The following is a 23,118-nucleotide window of genomic DNA, read 5'->3' as shown; positions in this document are numbered from 1 at the left end:
CCCAGCGGCGGCCGAAATCGATCACATTCATGGAGATCGAGCAAGATACGGCTAGGAAAAAGACTTTCACGTGAGCGGATCGAACGGCGACCTTCTGGCGGATTCAATCGCCGAAAGCACGCAAAATAACTATTTAGATACAAAATGATCATTATACTTCATATACTTAATTCATGACATGGCCGTTTTCGCCTCTTGTCTTGTCTTGACAGACGTCAGCTTTCGTTATCTGTTTTGCCCGACATGGAGGAGGCTGGCCTCGGCGGCCGGATGAACATCCAAGGAGGATATTGCAGCGATGTTGAGATTTGCCGTCGTCGGAATCGACCATGGGCACACGTTCGATCACGTGAAGGGATTGCTTGCCTCAGGCGGCGAGTTCGTCGGCTATTGCCCGCAGACTTCGGTGCCGGCATTGCGCGAGGCCTTCGAGAAGACCTATCCCGACGTGCCGCAGATCGACCGGGAAAAGCTGTTCGAGGATCCGTCGATCGATGTCATCTGCATTGCCGCGATCCCACGTGACCGCGCCGGGCTTGCCGTCCGCGCGATGAGGTCGGGCAAGGATGTGATGACCGACAAGCCCGGCGTGACGACCTTCGCCCAACTGGAAGAGGTCAGGCGGACCGTCGCCGAGACCGGCAAGATCTTCTCGATCTGCTTTTCCGAGCGTCATTGCGTGCGCTCCGCTGTCAAGGCCGGCAAGCTTGTCGCCGAAGGCGCGATCGGCAAGGTGATCCAGACGCTCGGCGTCGGCCCGCACCGGCTGCAGCTCCCGACCCGACCGCACTGGTTCTTCGATCCCGAAGCCTTCGGCGGCATCATCGTCGATATCGCCTCGCATCAGGTCGACCAGTTCCTGTTCTATACCGGCTCGATCACAGGCGAGGTCATCGCAAGCTCGATCGGCAATTTCGGCATGCCCGACAAGCCTGATTTCCAGGATTTCGGCGAGGTGCTGCTGCGCTCCGACCGAGCGGCGGGTTATGTTCGCGTCGACTGGTTCACCCCGGAGGCGTTGCCGACCTGGGGCGACGGCCGCCTCACCATCCTCGGCACCGAAGGCTATATCGAACTACGCAAATATATCGATATTGCCGGCCGGCCGGGCAAGGATCACCTGTTCCTGGTCAACGGCAAGGAGATGACCCACATCGATTGCAGCGATGAAAAGCTCGACTATTTCGATGCTTTCACCGCCGATGTCGGCAATCGCACGCAGACGGCGATGACGCAGGATCACGTTTTCGAAGTCTGCCGCCTTTCGCTTGAAGCCCAGACGAAAGCCGCGCGGATCGGCGCTCGCTGAGGAGAATATCATGACCAGGAAATTGCGCGTCGGTGTCATCGGCGCAGGCATCGCTGCGCGGCATCTGGCCGGCTTCGGCTGGAACGAGGAGCTTTTCGAGGTTCCCGTGCTCTGCTCGCTCGACGAGGAACGCGGCAGGGCTCTGTGCGAGGAGTACGGCATCGGCGAGTATACGCAGGACGCAGATTCGCTGTTTGCCCGTGATGATCTCGATATCATCGACATTTCGACGCCGCCGAGCTCGCATTTCGAACTCTGCCGCAAGGGCATCGAATCCGGCAAGCACGTCATCTGCGAGAAACCGCTGTTCGGCTCGATCGCCGAGGTCGACGAGATGGGCCGCATCCTCGCCCGTTTCCCCGGCAGGAAGCTGATGCCGATCTTCCAGTATCGTTATGGGTCTGGCCTGCAGAAGCTGAAGCTGCTGATCGAAAGCGGCCTCGCCGGCAAGCCGTTCCTGACGACGATCGAGACCCATTGGTGGCGCGGCCCGGATTATTACGCCGTGCCGTGGCGCGGCAAATGGGCGACTGAACTCGGCGGCGGCCTTCTCGGCCATGCGATCCACGCCCATGACATGCTGAACTATGTGCATGGTCCCTGCGCTGAAGTGTTTTCCTATGGCGCGACACTGGTCAACCCGATCCAGGTCGAAGATACGGCAGCGCTTTCGGTCAAGATGCAGAATGGCTCGCTGGCGACGCTGTCGATGACGCTCGGCTCGCGCAAGGAGATCTCGCGGTTGCGCTTCTGCTTCAGCGATCTCGTCGCCGATAGCATCCTCGAACCCTATACGATGGGCCGCGATCCCTGGGTCTTCACCGCAGGAACGGAGGACCATCAGGCGCGGATCGACGCGGCGCTCGCCGCATACGTGCCCGGCGAGGACGGCTATACCCGTCAGTTCGAGCTCTTCCATAAGGCGATCGTCGAGGATACTGCGCCGCCGGTGACGCTACAGGATGCCCGCAATTCGCTGGAGCTGGTGACGGCCGCCTATTTCTCGCAGCGCACCGGTCAGCCAACGCCGATGCCGATTGCCGCCGATCATCCGCTCTATCGATCCTGGCTTCCGGAAGAAGAGCGGCGCGCGGCTGCCGGCTAGAACAGGATGATTTCAGGCCGAATCGGCCTGAAATCTGAATCCTCTTCTAAATTAAATAGTTAGAGCATGATGTTGTCCGAAAACCGCTCACACTTTTCGGCATCATGCTCTGAGCAGGGAAGGGCGCTCTCATGCTGAAATCCTTCGAACATGTCGGCATGACGGTGAGCGACATGGACCGCACTGTGGTTTTTTACTGCGGCCTGCTCGGCCTGCGCCTGCATCTGCGCAAGGTCATGGCCGACGGCTCTGAGATCGCCTTCCTCGATGCCGGCGGCGGCATGCTCGAAATCTTCGCACCGGCGGGCGGTGCGGCAAGGGCAGTGGATGTGCCGGAGGCTACCGCCGGCCTGCGTCATCTGACCTTCCTGTTCGAAAATGTCGACCAGACCTTCGCCCGGCTGGAAATGGCCGGCGTCGACATCAAGGAGCGGCCGCGCCTGGCAATCAATGCCGAGGTGCTTCACAAGGTTGCCTTCCTGCGCGATCCCGACGGCATTCAGATCGAACTTGCCGAGAAACGGTAAGCCGTCAGCGCAAGCCGGGTCTGCCGATCGCCCTGGTTCGCGCGGTCAGCCCCGTCAGGAGATGCGCAACCAGCCGCTTGAACATCCGTCGCCATTCTTCGCTCCTCACGCTCAGCTCGCCAACTTGACGCGAATATAGCTCCGCCAGCCGCCGAGCGAGGTGATGTCTTCGGCGCCGTTCACCGCATGTGCCTCGCAAAGAAAACCGGAAACGCTCGTGCCATCGTCGAGCGCCACCTTTCCGATGCCGAGCGGCGCCGGGATCTTCTGGACGAAGCGGCCGAAGGCATCGGCCGGCAGTGCCCAGATCTCAACCTCCAGACCGCGGCCCTTGTGGCCAGGTTCACGGATGAGGCCTGGCTTCGGCGGCACCGTGTCCGGCAGCACGAAGAGACGGTATTCGCCAGTCGTGTTGCAAGTCTTGATCAGCCGACCGCCGGCGCCGGTCAGCTCATGATTGAGCGGCATGCCGGTCAGATGCGCGCCGACCACGACGATCTCGACGAAGCCGTCATCGACAGCCGCAACACGGCTGGCTTCGGGGATGGCCGCCTGCCGGTCGATGCCCAGTCCGGAGCGTGCCGCGCGATGCAGCGCATCGGCGAGCGGCGCCAGCGCATCGTCGGTAAAAGCAGACGCGATCACGGTAACGCCGCCCGGCAAACCGTCTTTTCCGAAGCCAGCCGGAACGGCGATCGCCGCGCAATCGAGCAGGTTGACGAAATTGGTGTAACGACCGAGACGGCCGTTCAGCAACACAGGATTGGCGAGCATGTCAGCGACCGTGTAGGTGGTCGGTGCGGTCGGCAACAGAAGAACGTCCGCCTTTTCCCATTCGGCTTCGGTCTTGCGGCGCAGTTCTTCCAGCCGGTAGCGGCCATTGAAGGCCTCGACCGCGGTCTTGCCCCTGGCGCCCTCGATAATCCCCCGCACCGTCGGATCAAAATCGGCCGCATTCGTGGCGAGGAAGGTCTCGACCGCCGCAAGGCGCTCGGCGACCCACGGCCCGTCATAAAGGAGAGCGGCGGCCTCGCGGAACGGCGCGTAATCGAAAGGCACGATGGTCGCGCCGAGCACTCTGGCCCGCTCGATCGCCTGGTCGTAGAGCGCCTCCACCTCCTTGTCGCCGAAGAACTCACGCTCGGCGTCGGTGAGGACGCCGATGCGCAACCTCGACACCGGCAGGTTTGCCGGCTTGGCGCGACGGGAGAAAGGATCGGCGGCATCGAGGCCTTCGGCGACAGTGCGGATCGCAACGCCGTCACCGACGGTCGCGGCAAAGATCGTAATGCAGTCCATGCTCTTGCAGGCCGGAACGACGCCGGTGTTCGGCAGAAGGCCTGGGGTCGGCTTGATGCCGACCAGATTGTTGAAGGCGGCAGGCACGCGGCCGGAGCCCGCCGTATCCGTGCCGAGCGCGAAGGCAGCCAGGCCGGAGGCGACCGTGACCGCAGATCCGGAGCTCGAACCGCCTGAAATATAGGCCGCATCGAAGACCGAACGCGGTGCGCCATAGGGCGAGCGTGTCCCGTTGAGGCCGGTCGCGAACTGGTCGAGGTTGGTCTTGCCGATGATGATGGCGCCGGCCGCCTTCAGCCGCGCAACGACGGTGGAGTCCGCTTCCGGCCGATACTCATAAGCCGGGCAGGCGGCGGTCGTCGGCAGGCCGGCGGCATCGATATTGTCCTTCACCGCAAAGGGCACGCCCCAGAGCGGCAGGCTGTTTGCCTCAGGCGCGCGCGTCATCAAGGCTTTCGCGGCAGCGCGCAGCTCTTCGTCGGGCACCGGCGTGATGAAGATCGCCGCATCCTTCGAGGCGGCGCGGCGCGTTATCACCTCTTCGATGGCATCGAGCGGCGTCAGGCCGGATTGATAGGCGGCGCGAAGGCTTGAGAGATCGAGAATGGTCGGCAGCATGTCAGCATTCCTCCAGGACGACGATAATATCGCCGGCTTTGACGTTTCTTCCCGGCCCGGCGCGCAGATCGCGGACGCGGCCTGGCGCATGGGCGGTGACGTTGATTTCCATTTTCATCGATTCGATGATCGCAAGTGTATCGCCGGCCGCAACCGGGGTGCCCGGCTCGACCAGCAGTTTCCAGATATTGCCGGGCACTGCGCTGGCGACGCCGAAGCAGCCGTCCGGAATATCTCCATCCGGGCTTTCGCCGGCGCCTTCGTCGGTGACGAAGCTATCGAGGCCTGCTTCCTTCCAGCGCTGGCGTTCGGCATCGAAGGCTGCCTGCTGCATCGTCTTGAAGCGGCCGATCGACACCGAATTCGCCTGCAATTCCTTCTCATAGGCGGCATAGGAGAATTCGGTCTCCTCGATCCTGATGGGATAGCCGCCGTGCGGGAAGGCGGCGCGCGCCTCCGTCAGTTCCTGGTTACTGACCGGGAAGAAACGGATCTGGTCGAAGAAGTTCAGCAGCCAGGGCTTGCCCCTTGCAAAGGCCGGCGTCTCCCGCCAGGTGTTCCAGACCTGGATGGTGCGGCCGAAGAGCTGGTAGCCGCCCGGCCCCTCCATGCCGTAGATGCACATATAGGCGCCGCCGATGCCGACGGCGTTCTCAGGCGTCCAGGTACGGGCCGGATTGTACTTCGTTGTGACGAGGCGGTGGCGCGGATCGGTCGGGGTCGCAACCGGCGCCCCGAGATAGACATCGCCGAGACCGAGCACGAGGTAACTCGCATCGAAGACGATGTCGCGCACCGCCTGCTCGTCGGGAAGACCGTTGATACGGCGGATGAACTCGATATTCGACGGACACCACGGCGCGTTCGGGCGCACAAGCTCCTGATACTTCCGCATCGCAAGCTCCGCATCCGGATCGTTCCAAGAGAGCGGCAGATGCACGATGCGGCTCGGCACCTTGACATCCTGCGCCGCCGGCAGCGTCGCTTCGATCTCGGAGAGCAGCCCGAGCAGCCGCTTTCGCGTCAGTGTCGTGCCGTCATAATGGATCTGCAACGAACGGATGCCGGGCGTCAGATCGACGACGCCGGGAAGACGGGCCTCGACGATCGCCTGCATCAGCAGATGCGCCCGCAGCCGGAGCGCAATATCGAGCGTCATCGGCCCATATTCGACGAGCAGATTGTCGTCGCCCTGGCGGCGATAGACGACGGAAACCGGGCCGTCCTCCCTGATACCGACGATCGGCGAACCCGTCTCTTCCGCGACCCGCCGCACTGCCGGGCCGGCGATCGGGTCTTCCGGCCGCGCCACGGCGTGGAAACGGATACGGTCGCCGGGCTTGAACTGGCCCATTTTCCACTGTTCGTCGCGAGCGATCACCGCCGGGCAGACGAAGCCGCCAAGGCTCGGGCCATCGGGGCCAAGAATGATCGGCATGTCGCCGGTGAAATCGATCGCCCCGATCGCATAGGCATTGTCATGCAGGTTGGACGGGTGCAGTCCGGCCTCGCCGCCATCGCGGCGCGCCCATCGCGGGGCGGGACCGATGAGGCGCACACCGGTGCGGGCGCTGTTGAAATGCACCTCGTAGGCTGTCGAGAACAGCGTCTCGATATCGCCATCCTCGAAGAAGTCAGGTGCGCCATGCGGGCCATAGACGACGCCGACATCCCATTCGCGTGTCAATGTGGCTGGCTCCGTCGCTGGCGTCGCCGGTTCGGCCGGCGCCTGCCGGTCGAAATGCAGCACATGGCCCGTCTTCAGCGTGCCGGTGGCGTTGCCGCCGAACTGACCGAGGCCGAAAGTCGCCCGGGAGCCGAGCACAACAGGCGCGGCAAAACCGCCGGCGACTGCGAGATAGGCGCGCTGCCCCGGCCCTTCGATCGTGCCGATCGACAGAACTTGGCCAGCCCGGATCGTCACCGGCTCGTCATGCGGTACTTTTACGCCATCGCATGCCATTGGCATCCGGGCACCGGCCAGCGCGATGGTCTGCTCGGCATAAAACCTGAGCGTCGGGCCGGAGACCGTCAACTCCAGTGCGGCCGTCACATCGGCATTGCCGACCAGGCGATTGGCATGACGGAAGGAGCGCTCGTCCATCGGACCGCTCGGCGGCACACCGACATGCCAGAGGCCGAGCCGGCCCGGCAGTTCCTGGATGCTCGATTGCGCGCCAGGCGTGAGAACCTCGACGACATCGGGAACGAAGGCGAAGTCGCGCAGCGCCGTCGTCGCCACCTTGGCGCCGGCAAGCAGTTCGGAAGCGGCGATGGTTCTGAGATAATCGAGATTGGTCTCGATGCCTGATATCGATGTCGCCGCAAGTGCTACCTTCAGCTTTTCGATCGCCGCAGGCCGGTCCTCCGCCGCCACGATCAGCTTGGCGAGCATCGGATCATAGAAGGGCGTCACCTCGGTTCCCGTCTCGATCCAGCCGTCGACGCGGGCACTTTCCGGGAAGATGACCTCAGTCAGCAGGCCGGCGCTCGGGCGGAAATCGGCATGCGGCATCTCGGCATAGATCCGCATCTCGATCGCCGCACCCTTCGGCGACAGCGCCTCGGCGCCCGAGAGCACATCCTCGCCCGCCGCCTGCCGGATCATCCATTCGACGAGATCGATGCCGAAGACGGCTTCCGTCACCGGATGCTCGACCTGCAGGCGGGTATTGACCTCGAGAAAATAGAATTCCTCGCGCTGGGGATCGTAGATGAATTCGACCGTGCCGGCGGATTCATACGAGACCGAGCTTCCCAGATCGACCGCCGCCTTGTGCAGCCGCACTCTGGTTTCGGCGGAGAGGCGGGGGGCAGGGGTCTCCTCGACCACCTTCTGGTTCCGCCGTTGCAGCGAGCAGTCGCGTTCGCCGAGCGCGATCACCCTGCCCTTGCCGTCGCCGAAGATCTGCACCTCGACATGGCGCGCTTCGGCAACGAAACGCTCGATATAGACTCGGGCATCGCCGAAGCTGGCCCGCGCGGTCCTCTGCACGCTTTCGAAGGAGGCCTTCAGGGCCGCCGCATCGGCGCAGAGCTGCATGCCAATGCCGCCGCCGCCGGCCGTGCTCTTCAGCATGACGGGGTAACCGACAGTCTCGGCCGCCGAAAGCGCCGCCTCAACGCTCTGCAACAGATCGGTGCCGGGCAGCAGCGGCACGCCGCTCGCTTTCGCCAGTTGGCGCGCCGTATGCTTCAGGCCGAAGGCCGACAGCTGCTCCGGCCGCGGGCCGATGAAGGCGATACCTTCGGCGGCGAGCCGCTCGGCAAAGCCGATATTCTCCGAGAGGAAACCGTAACCCGGATGCACGGCTTGCGCTCCCGTCGCCTTGCAGGCCGCGATGACGGCATCGACGTTCAAATAGCTTTCGGCAGCTGGCGCTGGACCCAGGCGTACGGCTTCGTCGGCAGTCAGCGCCGGCTTCGAGAAGCGATCGGCATCGGAATAGACGGCGACCGAGGCAATGCCCATCCTCTTCAATGTGCGGATGACCCGGACAGCGATTTCGCCGCGATTGGCGATAAGGACCTTGGTGAACATCGATCAGTCCTCGCCATCCCAGATCAGCACCCGGATCGGCGTCGGATCGAAGCCGTTGCAGGGATTGTTGATCTGCGGGCAGTTGGAGATGACGCAGAGCACATCCATCTCCGCCACCAGTTCCACATAGTCACCCGGTGCGGAAATGCCGTCGACGATGGTCATCTCGCCGTTCGGCTTGATAGGCACATTCATGAAGAAGTTGATGTTCGGCACGATGTCGCGCTTGCTCATGCCGTGCCTGGTCACTTCGAGCACGAAATTGTCGCGGCAGGCATGCAGGTATTTCGTGCCGTGGCCGAAACGCACGGTGTTGCTCTCGCAGGAGCAGGCGCCGGCTGATGTGTCGTGCCGGCCGCAGCTGTCGGCCGTCATGACAAGCATGACGTTGCCTTCATTCGATATGATCTTCGTGCCGGTGCCGATATAGGCGCCACCCTGCGCCCGCATCGTATCCTGGTTGGAGTAACGCTCGGCAAAGTCATTGGCGCGATAAAACAACGTGTCGATCGCCTGCTGGCCGTAGCTGTCCTCGATGCGGATCGTCTGACCTTTGCGCACGATGCCGGACCATGGCGCTTCGGCCGGAATGAAATGATCCTGCACGGCATTTTCGAGGCGGCGCGATGCGGCGGTCTTGATGAAATCGGTCATCGGCATCCCTCCTCAGGCCAGCATCGATGCGTTGTTCTCGAAGCCGCGAAAGGCTTCGGCGGTCGCCGTGCGCGAGAGGTCGTCGGCTGCGGGCACAGGTGACCGAAAGCGCGTGACGATCACCGGCTTCGGCTGATAGACCGGGTCGGGATCGAGCGGATGCGGGCAATTGGAGAAGCCGACGATCATGTCCATCTCGGCGCGCAGCTCGGCATAATCGCCGCTGTTGGAAAGCTTGCCGCGCCAGTGGAAGCCGCCGTCATCGTCGACGCGGACGGGGGCGAAGAGATTGAGAATCGCCGGAATGTCGCGCCTGGCAAGGCCGAGTTTTCCGGTGATGAGCACGAGATTGTCGCGGGTATTGCGGGTCTTGACGCCGGGGTATCTGGCGGCGTTGGAGGCAGCCGTCGATCCGCCCATCAGGCAGTCATGGGCGCCGGAACTGTCCTCGATCAGCGAAAACATCACCCGGCCCATATCCGAGAAGATGACGCGACCCTTGCCGAGCGCCGTCGTCCACTGCACCTTGACCGTATCGACGAGGTTGAGTCTTTCGCTGGTGTCGGCGGCATTCCAGGCAACGAGCGCCACGGTCGAGCCGCCTTCGCCCTGATCGATGCGGATGGCCTCGCCGCGCTTCAGCGCTGTCGACCAGTACCAGCCGCCGGGGATGGTTTCCTGGTGGATGATCGCGGCCGCATCGATTGTGGACACGGGCAGGGGGCTCGGCGCCGGCAGGGCCTTCGGCGCAAATTCCAGCCCCTTCTTCTGATGTTCCTCGTAACGCTGCCGGTTGGCGGCGATCTCTTCGGGCGAACGCCTTACATGCATCATGGTTTTTCTCCTGACGGACTGGAAGCCGGGTCGTCCCGGCGAAGGCCCAGAGAAATGACCGGGCCGTCCCGGTCGGGGCTGAAGATGGAGGGCGTGCCGGCAAGCCTCGGCGGCCAGATCGAAATGTCCTTGGTGATCGTCGCGCCGTAGCGCTCCTTCTCCTCCGGGCGGTCACGCCGGCGCTCGAAGGCGACGACGCGCGTCGCCAGCGTGAAGGCCTCGCGCATATCGTGCGTCACCATGACGACGGTCATCTGCGTTTCGTGCCAGAGGCGCTTCATCAATGTGTGAATCTCGGCGCGGATGCCGGGATCGAGTGCGCCGAAGGGCTCATCGAGCAGCAGCACTTTCGGCTTCATGATCAGCGCCTGCGCCAGCGCCAGGCGCTGCTGCATGCCGCCGGAAAGCTGCGCCGGATATTTGTCCTCGGCGCCGGAAAGGCCGACTTCGGCAATCAGCCGCCGCGCCTCGTCGACGGCGCTGCGCCGGGCGGCGCCGAAAACCTTGGCCTTGTAACGGGAAGCGGAGAATTCCCGCCCGAGCAGGACATTGCCGAGCACGGTCAGATGCGGGAAGACGGAATAGCGCTGGAAGACGACGCCGCGGTCCGGCCCCGGCTCCTGCGGCAGCGCTTCACCGTCGAGCCGGATTGTGCCCCGTGTCGGCCGCTCCTGGCCGAGCAGCATGCGCAGAAACGTCGTCTTGCCGCAGCCGGACGGACCGACAAGGGCGACGAAGGAACGCGAGGCGACGGTCAGCGACACGTCTTCGAGCACGATCTGGTCGCCATACTCCTTCCAGACCTTTTCGATCACCAGTTCGCTCATGCCTGCTTCTCCAGCTCAGACCAGGGGAAGACGGCGATGCGGATGCGATCGAGGACATAATTTATGATCACGGCGAGCAGCGTGATCCAGACGACATAGGGAAAGATAATGTCCATCGAGAGATAACGGCGCACGAGGAAGATGCGGTAACCGAGGCCGGAATCCGACGAGATCGCCTCGGCCGCGATCAGGAACAGCCAGGCGGGACCGAGCTGAAGCCTGAGACAGGTGATCAGCCGGGGCAGGATCTGCGGCAGCACGACGCGAAGGCCGATCTGCCAGGAGGAGCCGCCGAGCGTTTCCGCCTTGACGATCTGTTCGCGCGGCAGTTCCAGCGCCTTCAGCGCAAGGTCGCGGATCATCGTTGGCGCGACGCCGATCACGATCAGCGCGATCTTGGAGGCTTCGCCGAGCCCCATGGCGATAAAGAGGATCGGCAGCAGCGCCAGCGGCGGCACCATCGAGATGACGGCGACAAAAGGGGAGAGCAGCGCCCTGAGATAAGGCAGCATGCCAATCAGCATGCCGATGACAAGGGCAGTGATCGTGGAGATGCCGAGGCCGGCAAACAGCCGGATCAGGCTCGCGCCGGTATCGGACCACAGCAAGTATTGGCCGGTGCGCGGATCGGCGATGAAGGCCAGGCGGTCGATCGCGTCGGCAAAACCGGCAAGACCGGGCAGCAGCTTGTCGTTGGTGTTTTCCGCCAGCCGTGCCGCCGAGCCGAAAGTGTAGGCAACGATCAGCAGCACGAAGGGCAGCAGCGTCAAGGCAAGCTGTGCGCCCCGGCTCGGCCTCGTGTTGATCCAGCGCATGGGGAAAGCTCCGCTGATGAAAGGTTGGGCGGCGCGGGCAGGGCCGCGCCGCTGCTTGGACATCGCTCAGAGCGAACTGTCGGCGGCCGCCTTCATGTAGGTCTCGGTGAAGCGCAGCTTGACGTTGCCGCTGTCGCCGAGAACCTTGCCGTCAGGCATCTCGATGCCGATGACGTCTGCCGACGGCGCGCCATTGCCGAGCAGGCCCTTCTCGAACAGGAAGTTGCGGACGAGATCCATGGTCTTCGGCAGGCTGCCCGAGGCGGTGAAAGCAACGGCATCGGTCGGCTTGGCAAACAGCTTGGTGGCTGCAAGCTGGGATTCGAAGCCCTTGAGATCGGTGCCCGATGCCTGGCCCATCGCCTCGCGCGCAGCCTTGCCGTCGGCACTGTCGGCGGTCAGGAGCGCTGCGGTCTCATACCAGATGCCGGCGAGCGCCTTGCCGAAATTCGGATTGTCCTTCAGCACGCCGGTGTTGGCGACCATCAGATCGATGATCTCGCCTGGCACCTGCGAGCTGTCGAAGACTTTCTTGGCCGTGGGGTCCTCGAGTATGGTCGAGACCAGCGGGTTCCAGGTGACGACCGCGGTTACGTCAGCCGTCTTGTAGGCAGCGACCATATCGGCATCGGAGGTGTTGACCACCTTGACGTCGCGCTCGGTCATCTTGATGCTTTCGAGCGCGCGGGCCAGCAGATAGTGCGAGACGGAGAATTCTACGAGATTGACGTTCTGGCCTTTGATGTCGGCAAGGCTCGCCTTGTCCTTGAGGATGACGGCATCATTGCCGTTCGAGAAGTCGCCGACGATCACGGCTGTCGTATCGACGCCACCGGCAGCGGGGATCGACAGGCCGTCCATATTGGTGAGGGTCACGGCATCGAAGGCGCCGGCGGTGTACTGGTTCATCGATTCGACGTAGTCGTTGAACTGGGTGACCTCGATCTTGATGCCGTATTTGTCGGCCCATTTCTTGACGATGCCGTGATCGGCCGCGTAACCCCACGGCATCCAGCCTACATAGATCGACCAGGCGACCTTGAAATCGGTCTTCTGTTCGGCCTTCGCGATGGAGCTGAGCCCGAGCGTCAGGGAGGCCGTCAGCGCGGCCATCGATAGGATCTTCGAAAAGGTCTGCATTGAAATTCCCCTTTGCTTTTCTTCAAAAGGGATCGGCAATGACCATCGTGCCGCCAATCCCTTGGCTTACGAGGTCTCCCGGGCTTTTATCCCGCCGTGCACCCGACGGGATGTCTCCCCCGCCGGTGGCAGCTCTCGGACCAGCCGCGCCTTGCGACGCCGGAACCCTAGCCACCAACTCTGCAACTATCGAAGCAAAGTGCGTGCCAAACCATAAATCATTGATTTTATTGAGAGTGCGCTGGCATCATCTCTCACAGAAAATGCATAGTGCATGCACTTGCACAGAAAATGTGCGCATTCTGCCGCCGCCTTAGGCGCTGCTAGTTTCGGAAGGCGCCGGCGGGAACCGTCGTCACCAGTCGGATGTCGCGGCGGAAGTCCGATGGCGACATGCCGGCGATGTGGCGGAAGGATTTATTGAAGGCGCTGATCGAGCCGAAGCCGCTGTCCATTGCCACCTGCAGCACGTTGGCGCCCTCGCTCATCAGCATCGCCTGGGCGCGCGACAGCCGCAGCAGCGTCACATATTTGCTGAGCGTCATACCCGTCGATCGCTTGAACAGGTTCATCGCATATTTCGGATGCAGGTCGGCAGCGCGGGCGATATCGACCGAATCGATGTCGTGCAGGAAATTGGCGGCGATGAAATCGCACATGCGGGCGACGCTGCGCGAAGAATGCGAATGCGGATGATCACCGTCGAGATTGATGGCTTGCGACGTCATCGAATAGGGTTCGAGCGCGATACGCTCGATGCGCAGCAGCAGTTCGTCGACGGCATGCTGGGCCTTGGCGGGATTGCCTGAGTTGGCATAACGGAACCAGCGGGCGAAATTGTCGACGTCGGCGGCATCCGTTGCCGAAGTCAGCAGTGTCTCGCCCTTCATCAGCCGACTGGAAATGCTGATCGGCAGGCGCAGCCGGAAGAAATAGACGAGCGGCAGATGCGCGCCGGCATAGAGCGAATCATCGGAGGATTCGTCCATCTGATGCGGCTGCCCACCCCAGAAGAGACACATTTCACCGGCGTTCAGCCGGAATTCGTGGTCGCTCATGCGATAGTGGACGCTTCCGCGAATCACGTAGTTGACCTCGACCTGCGCGTGCCAGTGCGGCATCGCCATCACAGGCGGGTGGGCATGAAACATTTGCAGCGCCGTCGGCGACCCCTCGATGCTGCTCGCTCCGGGCTGATAGATTGCCCGCACGCCAACCTTACTTTCCGCCAAATTCATATTCCCTTTTTAGGAGACAGCCGCTCCCTGACAGTTAGTTTAACCGGGTTCGTGAAAGGACGGCAATTGAAAAGGGAGGATTTTCAATGCGCTTCAAACTTCTGGCTGCCACCGCAGCTGTCGCACTGCTTGCTTCCGGCTCCGCATTCGCGCAGTCGGCCAATCTGACCATCTGGAGCTGGAATGTCGCTGCGTCGGCATTGAAGTCCACGCTTCCAGGCTTCAACAAACAGTTCCCCGATATCAAGATCACCGTCGAGGACCTTGGAAACAGCCAGGTTTTCGACAAGACGCTCGCTGCCTGTGCAGCCGGCGGCGACGGCCTGCCTGACATCGTCAGCATCGAAAATTTCGAGGCTGAAATCTTCTGGAGCCGTTTCCCGGATTGCTTCGCCAATCTGAAGGAACTCGGCTACACGCCCGAGATCCAGGCGAAATTCCCCGATTTCAAGCGTACCGAGCTTGAGGTCGGCGACGTCGCCTATGCCATGCCCTGGGATTCCGGTCCTGTCGCCGTCTTCTACCGCCGCGATCTCTACGAAAAGGCGGGCGTCGATCCGAGCACGATCAACACCTGGGACGATTTCATCGACGCCGGCAAGAAGATTTCCGCCGCCAATCCCGGCGTCGTCATGGCGCAGGCGGATTTCAACGGCGACAGCGAATGGTTCCGCATGCTCGCCAACGAACAGGGCTGCGGCTATTATTCGACCGATGGCCAGAATATCACCATCAACCAGCCAGCCTGCGTCGCCTCGCTTCAGAAGGTGAAGGAAATGAAGGACGCCGGCACGCTGACGGCGGCCAACTGGGACGAAAAGATCCAGGCCAATACCGCCGGCAAGGCCGCAAGCCAGTTGTATGGCGGCTGGTATGAGGGCACAGTGCGCTCGACCTCTCCCGATCTCAAGGGCAAGTGGGGCGTCTACAAGATGCCGAGCCTGACGGCCGACGGCCCGCATGCGGCCAATCTCGGCGGTTCGTCGCTCGCCATTTCGGCAACCTCGGCAAACAAGGAAGCAGCCTGGAAATTCGTCAACTACGCCCTCGGCACGAATGAGGGCCAGATCACCATGCTGAAGGAATTCGGCCTGGTGCCATCGCTGCTTTCGGCTGAAAAGGACCCCTTTATCAGCGAACCGCAGCCCTATTGGGGCGGTCAGAAAGTCTGGGCCGATATCCTGGCGACGCTGCCGAAGATCGTGCCGAGCCGCGGCACCGCTTTCCAGAGTGACGCCGAAGCCATCTTCAAGGCAACGCAGACGAAATTCTTCGCCGGCGGTTATCCCGATGCGAAGGCAGCCCTCGACGATGCCGCCAAGCAGATCGCTTCGGCGACCGGGCTTCCAGTGGCACAATGAATGACGATGCCGGGCGTTTCAGGCGCCCGGCGTTTCCCGGTCATTCGTTCGTGAGGAGGAGGCTTGATGCCGTTCAGAACCCGGAGCGCCTATGCGTTCCTTGCACCCTATCTGCTGGTCTTTGCCACCTTCTGGGTCTGGCCGATCATCAATTCGTTCCTTATTTCTTTTCAGAACACCCGCATCAACCCGTGGAAATACAGTTTCCAGGCCAATTGGGGGCGGCTGTTCTACGACCCGGCCTTTTACAATGCCCTTTATAACACGCTGATCATCCTGGTGATCCAGGTGCCGGTCATGATCGGCCTTGCGACCGTCATGGCCGTGATGCTCAATTCGCCGCTCTTGAAAGCGCGCCCGCTCTTCCGCTTTGCTTTCTTTGCGCCCGTCGTCGTCGGCGAGGTCGCCTATGCAGCGGTATTCCGGCTGATGTTCAGCCTCGATTTCGGCATCATCAACAAGCTGATCTCCGCCGTCGGCCTCAGCCCGGTGTCCTGGTTCGACAATGCCAATGCCGCCATGGCGCTGATCATCCTCGCCGTCACATGGCGCTGGGCCGGCTATAACGCCATCATCATCCTTGCCGGCCTGCAGTCGATTCCGGACGATGTCTACGAGGCAGCGACGCTCGACCGGGTGAGCAAGGTACAGCAGTTCTTTCATATCACCCTGCCGCTTCTGAAACCGATCATCCTCTTCTGTGTGGTGCTCTCGGTGATCGGCACCATGCAGCTCTTTACCGAGCCTTTCCTGATTACCAATCGCGGTGGTCCGGGCGGCGGCACGGAGACCCTTGGCCTGTTGCTCTACCGCCAGGGCTTTACCTCGTTGAACTTCGGCTATGCCTCGGCGATCGCCTATACGATGGCGGCCCTGGCCGTGGTCATCTCGCTTCTCAATCTCTGGGTCGGGAGGGATCCGAAATGAAATCCAGGTCGCAATCCCTTCTCATGCGCCGGATCGCGCTGCACGCCGCACTGGCGCCGCTTGCGGTAATCTGGCTGTTTCCACTTTGGATGATGTTCGTCTTCTCGACCATGCCCGACAACGGCATCTTCAGTCCCGACATCGTGCTCTGGCCATCCACCAACTTCATCGAGAATTTCAAGAACCTGCAGGCCGATACCGATTTCGTCGGCGCCATGGTGATTTCCGTCGGCGTCGCGATCATCTATACTTTCCTGTCGGTGATGCTGACCTCGATGGCAGGTTGGGCGTTGGCGCGATACCGTTTCGTCGGCCGCTCCATCGTCATCGCCATCATCATCGGTACGATCACGCTGCCTTTCTCCGTGGTGGTCATCCCGCAATTCATCATGGTGGCGCGCGAATTCCGCCTCGCCAACACCTGGGTGGCGCTGATCGTGCCGCCACTGTTCAACTCGCTCGGCGTGCTGTTCATGCGCCAATCCTTCTCGATGATGCCGGGTGAGCTTTTCGATGCGGCCCGCGTCGAGGGCGTCAAGGAATGGCAGATCTTCCTGCGCATCGCCCTGCCGCTGGCGCGCCCGACCATGGCGGCCTTGGCGATCATCCTCTTCCTCGCCTCGTGGAACAACTACCTCTGGCCGCTCCTCATCAATTCCAGACCGGGAATGATGACGGCGCCGGTGGCATTGGGAACGCTGATCGGCCTCACCAAGGTCTCCTGGGGCGGCATCATGGCTGGAGCAGTGCTGCTAACGGCGCCGATCCTCGTCATCTTCGTGGCTCTCCAGCGCCATTTCATCGCCGGCATCGCGGCCGGCGCAATCAAGTAAACGGGGAGCTGCATGGCAGAGCTTTCACTCAGCAATATCGTCAAGCGCTTCGGCGGCTTTGAGATCATCCATGGCGCCAATCTGGAGGTGAAGGACGGCGAATTCGTCGTCTTCGTCGGCCCGTCCGGCTGCGGCAAATCCACGCTGCTGCGGATGATCGCCGGTCTCGAGGACATCACCTCCGGCGAGCTTCAGATCGGTGGCAGGATCGTTAATGACGTCGAGCCCGCCGATCGCGGCATCGCCATGGTTTTTCAGTCCTATGCGCTCTATCCGCACCTGACCGTCGAAGAAAACCTGAGCTTCGGCCTGCGGATGAACGGCAATCCGAAGGCCGATACCGAGCGGCGCGTGAGCCATGTCGCCGAGATCCTGCAAATCACCGAGCTGATGAAGCGGCGGCCGAAGCAGCTTTCCGGCGGTCAGCGCCAGCGAGTTGCGATCGGCCGCGCCATCGTCCGCGAACCGGAGGTGTTCCTGTTCGACGAGCCCTTGTCAAACCTCGATGCCGAACTGCGCGTGCAAATGCGTGTCGAGATTTCCAGGCTGCACAAGAAACTCGGCACGACGATGATCTACGTCACCCACGACCAGACGGAGGCGATGACACTCGCCGACCGGATCGTCGTGTTGCGCGCGGGCAATATCGAGCAGATCGGCGCACCGCTCGATCTCTACGACGATCCCGCCAACCAGTTCGTCGCCGGCTTCGTCGGATCGCCGAAGATGAATTTCCTGAAGGCCGTGGTGGTCGAGACGCAGCCGGGCAGGGCGGTGATCGCGCTGGAAAGCGACACCAACATGCGCCTGCCGCTGCCCGTCGCCGATCCGATCGACGCCGGTGCGAAGGTGACGCTTGGCATCCGTCCCGAACATTTCGTCGATGCGGGTATGGGCGATGCCGATCTCACCGTCGCGATCGACGTCGCCGAACATCTCGGTAACACCAGCTATATCTATGCCGCGATCGAGTCCGAGCAGTTGATCATCGAGCGGCCGGAATCACGCGTCGCCGGCAATCGCGAGACGCTGATGGTCGGCCTTCCCGCCAGCCGCACGTTCCTTTTCGACAGGGCCGGCAAACGGCTTCGCTAAACCACAATCCCAAGGCAGAAAGACGAAAGAGGTTTCTATGACTTCCGATCAACCGATCCGCTGGGGCATCATCGGCCCCGGCACCATCGCCCGCACCTTTGCCGACGGCGTCGCCCATTCGCGTACCGGCAAACTGGTGGCAATCGCCACCCGTAATCCGTCCAAGCCGGGACTTGCAGAAAACTTCCCCGGCGCCCGCATCGTCAATGGTTATGAGGCGCTGCTTTCCGACCCGGAGGTCGATGCGGTCTATATCTCCGTGCCCCATACCGGCCATGCGGAATGGGCGATCAAGGCCGCGCGCGCCGACAAACATATCCTCGTCGAGAAGCCGATCGCACTTTCGGCCTATGATGCCGAAGCCGTCTATTACGAAGCCAAGAAGGCCGGCGTCTTTGCCGGCGAGGCCTTCATGTACCGCGTGCATCCGCAGACGGAAAAGCTGATCGAACTCATCAAGAGCGGCGTCATCGGCACTGTCCGCATCATCCGCTCGAGCTTCGGCTTCAACATGGGCAGCTATAAGCCGGAACACCGGCTTTTCGCCAACGATACCGCCGGCGGCGGCATTCTCGATGTCGGCGGTTATCCAGTCTCGATGGCGCGGCTGATCGCCGGCGCCGCAGAGGGCAGGGCCTTCCTCGAACCGGAGAAGGTTTCGGGCGTTGCCCATCTGGGACAGAGCGGCGTCGATGAATGGGCGTCCGCCGTGCTCAAATTCCCGAACGAGATCATTGCCGAAGTCTCCTGCTCGATCATGGCGCAGCAGGATAACGTCTTGCGCATCATCGGCTCCGAGGGCCGGATCGAAGTCGCCGACTTCTGGTTCGCCTCCGGCCACAAGGGTGGCGTCGGCAAGATCGAGATCTTCAAAGGCGGCAAGCAGGAGACAATTGAGGTCAGGGAAGACCATTGGCTCTATTCCTTCGAGGCGGATGCGGCGGGTGATGCCATCCGGGCCGGCAGAACCGAATTCAGTTCACCCGGCATGAGCTGGGCGGATTCGATCGGAAACCTGCGCGTGCTCGACCAGTGGCGCGCCTCTGTCGGCCTCGAATATGGCGTCGAAAAAGCGGAGAAACGCACGGCCAACATTGCCGGCGGCGCGGTGACGCGGGGCAACAGCATTCCGCAGCGCCAGATACCCGGCATTTCCAAGCCGGCCTCGGTCGTGACCCTCGGCTTCGAGTTCTTCCCGAACTTCGCCGCCGCCTCGCTGACGCTCGACGCCTTCTATGAGGCCGGCGGCAATGTCTTCGATACCGCCTATGTCTACGGGGCCGGCAAGACGGAAGCGATCTTCGGCGACTGGCATACCAGCCGCAAGGTGCCGCGCGAAGAGATGGTGCTGATTGGCAAAGGCGCGCATTCGCCGCTCTGCTATCCCGATATGATCGCAAAACAGCTCGACCAGTCGCTCGCCCGACTGAAGACCAACTATGTCGATATCTACTTCATGCATCGCGACAATACCGACGTGCCGGTCGGCGAATTCGTCGATGCCATGGATGCCGAGGTCAAGCGTGGCCGCATTCGCGGTATTTTCGGCGGTTCGAACTGGACGCGGGCGCGTTTCGATGAAGCGATCGCCTATGCCGAAAAGACCGGCAAGGCGGCGCCGGCGTCGCTTTCCAACAACTTCTCGCTCGCCGAGATGCTCGATCCGATCTGGGCCGGCTGCGTCGCCGCGTCCGATGACGATTGGAAGAAATGGCTGAACGAGAAGCAGATCCCGAACTTTGCCTGGTCGAGCCAGGGCCGCGGCTTCTTTACCGATCGTGCCGGCCGCGACAAGCGAGACGATGAAGAGATCGTGCGGGTCTGGTATTCCGAGCGGAATTTCGGTCGCCGCGACCGTGCCATCGAACTGGCCAACAAGCTCGGCCGCAATCCGATCCACGTCGCGCTTGCCTATGTGATCGCCCAGCCCTTCCCCGTCATACCGCTGATCGGGCCGCGCACCGTCGCCGAATTGGAAGACAGTCTTTCCGCGCTCGACATCCGGCTGACGCCCGAAGAGGTGAAGTGGCTGGAAGGCTGATGAAGAGAAAAGGGCGCGGTTCAAGCCGCGCCCTTTCCATATCTACTTCAGCGTCTCGGACGCCCTCTTTCTGGCTGCGTCGTCCATCAGCTCATACCACATGGCGTTGAGGACGGCGAAAGCGGCTGCCAGCGGCAGGCCGAGGATCCATGCAAAATACCACATCGTTTCGTCTCCCTTAGTAAGCGTGGCTGTTTTTGTCGGTGACGGATTTCTCGTCGACCTTGCCCCATAGAACTTTGTAGACCCAGGCCGTGTAGGCAAAAATGATCGGCAGGAAGATCGCCGACACCACCAGCATTATGAACAGCGTCATATGGCTGGAGGATGCATCCCAGACCGTCAGGCTCGATCGCGGATCGAGCGAGGAGGGCAGGATGAACGGGAACATCGAGAGGCCAACCGTCGAGATGATGCCGAAGATCGCCACCTTGCTGAAGAGCAGCGTCATTACCTCGCGCCTTGCCCGCATGGCAATGAAGGCCAGAGCCGCGCCCGCAAAGCCGAGGACGGGTGCCGCGATCATCCACGAATGGGCGCTGTAATTGGCAAGCCACGCGCCTTTCTCCAGCGACACGGTCTTCAAGAGCGGATTGGAAGGCCCGATGGTGCTGATATCGCTGGTGATGCGGTAACCGCCAACGCCGATCCACAGGAAGAGGCCGCCAAGCGCGAAAAGCACGATGGCGGCAAGGGCGGCGATGCTGCCATAACCTCTGGCACGCTCGGCAACCGGGCCACTTGCCTTCAGTACCAGCCAAGCTGCGCCATGCATCGTCAGCATGGCTAGGGAAAGCAGGCCGCAGAGCAGCGCATAGGGGTTGAGCAGAGCAAAGAACGAGCCTTCGTAGAAGATCCGCATGTCGTCGGCAAAGCGGAAGGGCACGCCCTGCAGCACATTGCCGACAGCAACGCCGAAGATCAGCGACGGCACGAAGCCTCCGATGAAGAGCGCCCAGTCCCAGCCGGTGCGCCAATTGGCGCTTTCGCGCTTCGACCGGTATTTGAATCCGACGGGGCGTAGGATGAGCGCGAAGAGGATCGCGAACATCGCCAGATAAAAGCCCGAGAAGGAAACCGCATAAAGCGGCGGCCAGGCGGCGAAGATGGCGCCGCCGGCGAGGATCAGCCAGACCTGATTGCCTTCCCAGGTGGCGCCGATGGTGTTGATCGCCACGCGCCGTTCCGTATCGGTCCGGGCGACGAAAGGCAGAAGCGTGCCGACGCCGAGATCGAAGCCGCCCGTCGTCGCAAAGGCGATCAGCAGCACGCCGAGCAGCACCCACCAGATGAGACGCAGGGTGTCGTAATCGAGGAGTTCGTGAAGGATCATGGCGGTCACTCCGCGGCCGGGACGAGGGTTTCGGAAATCAGCACGGCTTCCGGCTCGTCGTCCGGCTCCGGCCCTTGCTTGATCGCCTTGATCATCAGGCTCATCTCGATGACGATCAGCACCGTATAAAGTGCGCCAAAACCGATAATGGTCAGAAGCACGGTGCCGGCACCAAGGCTGGAGACGGCGGCAGCCGTCGGCAGCACGCCTTCGATCACCCATGGCTGACGGCCGAATTCGGCGACGACCCAGCCGAGTTCGATAGCGACAAAGGGCAGGGGGATCGCCAGCACGGCAATCCGCAGAAGCAGTGGATATTTGTCGAGATGGCGGCGCGCCGACAGCCAGAAGAAGGTGGCGGTCAAGAGGATGAAGAACATGCCGAGGCCGACCATGATACGGAAGGACCAGAAGAGCGTCGGCACGTGCGGGATCGTGTCCCGCGCGGCCTGAGCGATCTGCTCGTCGGTCGCCTGGCGCGGATCGTCGACATAGCGCTTCAAAAGAAGCCCGTAACCGAGATCATGGCCGAGATCCTCGAAGGAACTACGCACCTCCTGCGCCACCTGATCCTGCGCTGGCGCGGCACGGATCTGCGTCAGTGCATCGTAAGCTTTGATGCCATCGCGGATGCGAGTTTCGGCCTGCTGTTCGAGCTTGTCGATGCCCGGGATCTCTGTTGTCAACGACCGTGTGCCGATCAGCCCCATGACCCAGGGGATGTGCACGGCGAAATGCGTCTCGCGCGCTTCCTGATCCGGGAAGCCGAAGGCGGTGAAGGCAGCCGGAGCGGGCTCCGTCTTCCACATGCCCTCGATCGCGGCAAGCTTCATCTTCTGGTTTTCGGTGGCAAGATAACCGCTCTCGTCGCCGAGCACGACGACGGAGAGCGCCGAGGCGAGGCCGAAGGAGGCGGCGACCGTCATCGAGCGCTTGGCAAGTTCGATATGCCGGCCCTTGAGCACATACCAGGCCGAGACGCCGAGTACGAAGATCGAGGCGCAGACATAACCTGCCGATACCGTATGGACGAATTTCGCCTGGGCGACCGGATTGAAGACCACGTCGAAGAAGCTTGTGATTTCCATGCGCATCGTCTGCGGATTGAGCGCCGATCCCACTGGATTCTGCATCCAGCCATTGGCAATGAGGATCCAGAGGGCCGAGAAGTTCGAGCCGAGCGCCACCGCCCAGGTGGCGACGAGATGGCCGACCTTCGACAGCTTGTCCCAGCCGAAGAAGAACAGGCCGACGAAAGTCGCCTCGAGAAAGAAGGCCATCAGGCCTTCGATTGCCAGCGGCGCGCCAAAGATGTCGCCGACATAATAGCTGTAATAGCTCCAGTTCATGCCGAACTGGAATTCCATGACGATGCCGGTGGCGACGCCGATCACGAAATTGATGCCAAACAGCGTGCCCCAGAATTTCGTCATCTGCCGCCAGATCTGGCGGCCGGTCATGACATAGACGGTTTCCATGATCGCCAAGAGTACGGACAGGCCGAGCGTCAGCGGCACGAACAGGAAGTGGTAAAGCGCCGTCAGTGCGAATTGAAAGCGCGATAGCGCAACGATATCTAGTTCCATTTGTCTTTCTCCCACGGTCCCACGGGGTACGGAGC

19 protein-coding genes and 1 riboswitch are annotated in these 23,118 nt (G+C 62.0%); of the genes, 8 read left to right on the top strand and 11 right to left on the bottom strand.

The window, feature by feature from the left end:
* The first annotated feature begins 298 nt into the window (after nucleotides 1–298).
* The 3 genes from HJB84_RS14220 to HJB84_RS14210 all read left to right on the top strand — a co-directional run bounded on the left by HJB84_RS14220 (nucleotide 299) and on the right by HJB84_RS14210 (nucleotide 2,941).
* Nucleotides 299–1,309, top strand: coding sequence for a Gfo/Idh/MocA family protein (locus HJB84_RS14220; RefSeq protein WP_221116218.1), 1,011 nt, complete (start codon nucleotides 299–301; stop codon nucleotides 1,307–1,309).
* Between the two features lie 10 nt (nucleotides 1,310–1,319).
* On the top strand, nucleotides 1,320–2,414 hold the full coding sequence (locus HJB84_RS14215) for a Gfo/Idh/MocA family protein (RefSeq protein WP_207585859.1): 1,095 nt from the start codon (nucleotides 1,320–1,322) through the stop codon (nucleotides 2,412–2,414).
* A gap of 131 nt (nucleotides 2,415–2,545) precedes the next feature.
* Nucleotides 2,546–2,941: a VOC family protein gene (locus HJB84_RS14210; RefSeq protein WP_221116217.1), complete on the top strand. Its 396-nt coding sequence runs from the start codon at nucleotides 2,546–2,548 to the stop codon at nucleotides 2,939–2,941.
* Nucleotides 2,942–3,052: 111 nt separating this feature from the next.
* On the opposite strand, the gene atzF is transcribed toward HJB84_RS14210, so the two are convergent.
* The 8 genes from atzF to HJB84_RS14170 form a co-directional block, all read right to left on the bottom strand.
* Nucleotides 3,053–4,858, bottom strand: coding sequence for an allophanate hydrolase (gene atzF / locus HJB84_RS14205; protein ID WP_221116216.1), 1,806 nt, complete (start codon nucleotides 4,856–4,858; stop codon nucleotides 3,053–3,055).
* 1 nt (nucleotide 4,859) lies between these two features.
* Nucleotides 4,860–8,399: an urea carboxylase gene (uca, locus tag HJB84_RS14200; RefSeq protein ID WP_221116215.1), complete on the bottom strand. Its 3,540-nt coding sequence runs from the start codon at nucleotides 8,397–8,399 to the stop codon at nucleotides 4,860–4,862.
* 3 nt (nucleotides 8,400–8,402) lie between these two features.
* The gene (locus HJB84_RS14195) at nucleotides 8,403–9,053 is read right to left on the bottom strand and encodes an urea amidolyase associated protein UAAP2 (protein WP_207585863.1); all 651 of its coding nucleotides are present in this window, start codon (nucleotides 9,051–9,053) and stop codon (nucleotides 8,403–8,405) included.
* 12 nt (nucleotides 9,054–9,065) lie between these two features.
* On the bottom strand, nucleotides 9,066–9,887 hold the full coding sequence (locus HJB84_RS14190) for an urea amidolyase associated protein UAAP1 (RefSeq protein ID WP_221116214.1): 822 nt from the start codon (nucleotides 9,885–9,887) through the stop codon (nucleotides 9,066–9,068).
* Entirely contained in the window at nucleotides 9,884–10,714 is an 831-nt protein-coding gene (locus tag HJB84_RS14185; protein ID WP_207585865.1) for an ABC transporter ATP-binding protein, read from the bottom strand. The genes HJB84_RS14190 and HJB84_RS14185 overlap by 4 nt, the downstream gene beginning before the upstream one ends.
* On the bottom strand, nucleotides 10,711–11,529 hold the full coding sequence (locus HJB84_RS14180) for an ABC transporter permease (protein WP_207585866.1): 819 nt from the start codon (nucleotides 11,527–11,529) through the stop codon (nucleotides 10,711–10,713). Before HJB84_RS14180 ends, HJB84_RS14185 begins: the two co-directional genes overlap by 4 nt.
* Nucleotides 11,530–11,595: 66 nt before the next feature.
* Nucleotides 11,596–12,669 (bottom strand): putative urea ABC transporter substrate-binding protein, encoded by a 1,074-nt coding sequence (locus HJB84_RS14175; RefSeq protein ID WP_207585867.1) that lies wholly within the window; start codon nucleotides 12,667–12,669, stop codon nucleotides 11,596–11,598.
* 73 nt (nucleotides 12,670–12,742) lie between these two features.
* Nucleotides 12,743–12,851, bottom strand: a riboswitch (guanidine-I (ykkC/yxkD leader).
* Nucleotides 12,852–12,992: 141 nt separating this feature from the next.
* The gene (locus HJB84_RS14170; RefSeq protein WP_207585868.1) at nucleotides 12,993–13,907 is read right to left on the bottom strand and encodes a helix-turn-helix domain-containing protein; all 915 of its coding nucleotides are present in this window, start codon (nucleotides 13,905–13,907) and stop codon (nucleotides 12,993–12,995) included.
* A gap of 86 nt (nucleotides 13,908–13,993) precedes the next feature.
* On the opposite strand from HJB84_RS14170, the gene HJB84_RS14165 reads away from it, so the two are divergent.
* The 5 genes from HJB84_RS14165 to HJB84_RS14145 all read left to right on the top strand — a co-directional run bounded on the left by HJB84_RS14165 (nucleotide 13,994) and on the right by HJB84_RS14145 (nucleotide 20,164).
* Nucleotides 13,994–15,268, top strand: coding sequence for an extracellular solute-binding protein (locus HJB84_RS14165; RefSeq protein ID WP_221116213.1), 1,275 nt, complete (start codon nucleotides 13,994–13,996; stop codon nucleotides 15,266–15,268).
* Nucleotides 15,269–15,334: 66 nt separating this feature from the next.
* The gene (locus tag HJB84_RS14160; protein WP_007637285.1) at nucleotides 15,335–16,195 is read left to right on the top strand and encodes a carbohydrate ABC transporter permease; all 861 of its coding nucleotides are present in this window, start codon (nucleotides 15,335–15,337) and stop codon (nucleotides 16,193–16,195) included.
* On the top strand, nucleotides 16,192–17,028 hold the full coding sequence (locus tag HJB84_RS14155) for a carbohydrate ABC transporter permease (protein ID WP_207585870.1): 837 nt from the start codon (nucleotides 16,192–16,194) through the stop codon (nucleotides 17,026–17,028). Before HJB84_RS14160 ends, HJB84_RS14155 begins: the two co-directional genes overlap by 4 nt.
* A 12-nt stretch (nucleotides 17,029–17,040) precedes the next feature.
* Nucleotides 17,041–18,123, top strand: a complete 1,083-nt coding sequence (locus tag HJB84_RS14150; RefSeq protein ID WP_221116212.1) for an ABC transporter ATP-binding protein — start codon at nucleotides 17,041–17,043, stop codon at nucleotides 18,121–18,123.
* Between the two features lie 37 nt (nucleotides 18,124–18,160).
* Nucleotides 18,161–20,164: an aldo/keto reductase gene (locus tag HJB84_RS14145; protein ID WP_221116211.1), complete on the top strand. Its 2,004-nt coding sequence runs from the start codon at nucleotides 18,161–18,163 to the stop codon at nucleotides 20,162–20,164.
* A gap of 42 nt (nucleotides 20,165–20,206) precedes the next feature.
* Here HJB84_RS14145 and cydX read toward each other — a convergent pair whose 3' ends face one another.
* The 3 genes from cydX to HJB84_RS14130 are packed head-to-tail and all read right to left on the bottom strand — an operon-like array spanning nucleotide 20,207 to nucleotide 23,083.
* Nucleotides 20,207–20,329: a cytochrome bd-I oxidase subunit CydX gene (gene cydX / locus HJB84_RS14140; RefSeq protein ID WP_207585873.1), complete on the bottom strand. Its 123-nt coding sequence runs from the start codon at nucleotides 20,327–20,329 to the stop codon at nucleotides 20,207–20,209.
* A 13-nt stretch (nucleotides 20,330–20,342) separates the two neighbouring features.
* Nucleotides 20,343–21,497, bottom strand: coding sequence for a cytochrome d ubiquinol oxidase subunit II (gene cydB / locus HJB84_RS14135; RefSeq protein ID WP_207585874.1), 1,155 nt, complete (start codon nucleotides 21,495–21,497; stop codon nucleotides 20,343–20,345).
* A 5-nt stretch (nucleotides 21,498–21,502) separates the two neighbouring features.
* Nucleotides 21,503–23,083 carry a cytochrome ubiquinol oxidase subunit I gene (locus HJB84_RS14130; protein WP_207585875.1) on the bottom strand — a complete coding sequence of 527 codons (1,581 nt, stop codon included), beginning with the start codon at nucleotides 23,081–23,083 and terminating at the stop codon, nucleotides 21,503–21,505.
* Nucleotides 23,084–23,118 lie beyond the last annotated feature (35 nt).

Source organism: Rhizobium sp. NZLR1b (assembly GCF_019685155.1).
Taxonomy (GTDB): Bacteria; Pseudomonadota; Alphaproteobacteria; order Rhizobiales; family Rhizobiaceae; genus Rhizobium.
Note: the sequence above shows the minus strand (reverse complement) of the source record. Positions and strands in the feature narration are given on the sequence as shown.

What these genes read in the sequence shown, in the direction of transcription:
- HJB84_RS14155 (WP_207585870.1), top strand. Translation starts at nt 16,192, where the DNA reads ATGAAATCCAGGTCGCAATCCCTTCTCATGCGCCGGATCGCGCTGCAC.
- HJB84_RS14195 (WP_207585863.1), bottom strand. Translation starts at nt 9,053, where the DNA reads ATGACCGATTTCATCAAGACCGCCGCATCGCGCCGCCTCGAAAATGCC.
- HJB84_RS14215 (WP_207585859.1), top strand. Translation starts at nt 1,320, where the DNA reads ATGACCAGGAAATTGCGCGTCGGTGTCATCGGCGCAGGCATCGCTGCG.
- cydX (WP_207585873.1), bottom strand. Translation starts at nt 20,329, where the DNA reads ATGTGGTATTTTGCATGGATCCTCGGCCTGCCGCTGGCAGCCGCTTTC.
- HJB84_RS14150 (WP_221116212.1), top strand. Translation starts at nt 17,041, where the DNA reads ATGGCAGAGCTTTCACTCAGCAATATCGTCAAGCGCTTCGGCGGCTTT.
- HJB84_RS14190 (WP_221116214.1), bottom strand. Translation starts at nt 9,887, where the DNA reads ATGATGCATGTAAGGCGTTCGCCCGAAGAGATCGCCGCCAACCGGCAG.
- HJB84_RS14160 (WP_007637285.1), top strand. Translation starts at nt 15,335, where the DNA reads ATGCCGTTCAGAACCCGGAGCGCCTATGCGTTCCTTGCACCCTATCTG.
- HJB84_RS14180 (WP_207585866.1), bottom strand. Translation starts at nt 11,529, where the DNA reads ATGCGCTGGATCAACACGAGGCCGAGCCGGGGCGCACAGCTTGCCTTG.
- uca (WP_221116215.1), bottom strand. Translation starts at nt 8,399, where the DNA reads ATGTTCACCAAGGTCCTTATCGCCAATCGCGGCGAAATCGCTGTCCGG.
- atzF (WP_221116216.1), bottom strand. Translation starts at nt 4,858, where the DNA reads ATGCTGCCGACCATTCTCGATCTCTCAAGCCTTCGCGCCGCCTATCAA.
- HJB84_RS14185 (WP_207585865.1), bottom strand. Translation starts at nt 10,714, where the DNA reads ATGAGCGAACTGGTGATCGAAAAGGTCTGGAAGGAGTATGGCGACCAG.
- HJB84_RS14170 (WP_207585868.1), bottom strand. Translation starts at nt 13,907, where the DNA reads ATGAATTTGGCGGAAAGTAAGGTTGGCGTGCGGGCAATCTATCAGCCC.
- HJB84_RS14175 (WP_207585867.1), bottom strand. Translation starts at nt 12,669, where the DNA reads ATGCAGACCTTTTCGAAGATCCTATCGATGGCCGCGCTGACGGCCTCC.
- cydB (WP_207585874.1), bottom strand. Translation starts at nt 21,497, where the DNA reads ATGATCCTTCACGAACTCCTCGATTACGACACCCTGCGTCTCATCTGG.
- HJB84_RS14145 (WP_221116211.1), top strand. Translation starts at nt 18,161, where the DNA reads ATGACTTCCGATCAACCGATCCGCTGGGGCATCATCGGCCCCGGCACC.
- HJB84_RS14165 (WP_221116213.1), top strand. Translation starts at nt 13,994, where the DNA reads ATGCGCTTCAAACTTCTGGCTGCCACCGCAGCTGTCGCACTGCTTGCT.
- HJB84_RS14210 (WP_221116217.1), top strand. Translation starts at nt 2,546, where the DNA reads ATGCTGAAATCCTTCGAACATGTCGGCATGACGGTGAGCGACATGGAC.
- HJB84_RS14220 (WP_221116218.1), top strand. Translation starts at nt 299, where the DNA reads ATGTTGAGATTTGCCGTCGTCGGAATCGACCATGGGCACACGTTCGAT.
- HJB84_RS14130 (WP_207585875.1), bottom strand. Translation starts at nt 23,083, where the DNA reads ATGGAACTAGATATCGTTGCGCTATCGCGCTTTCAATTCGCACTGACG.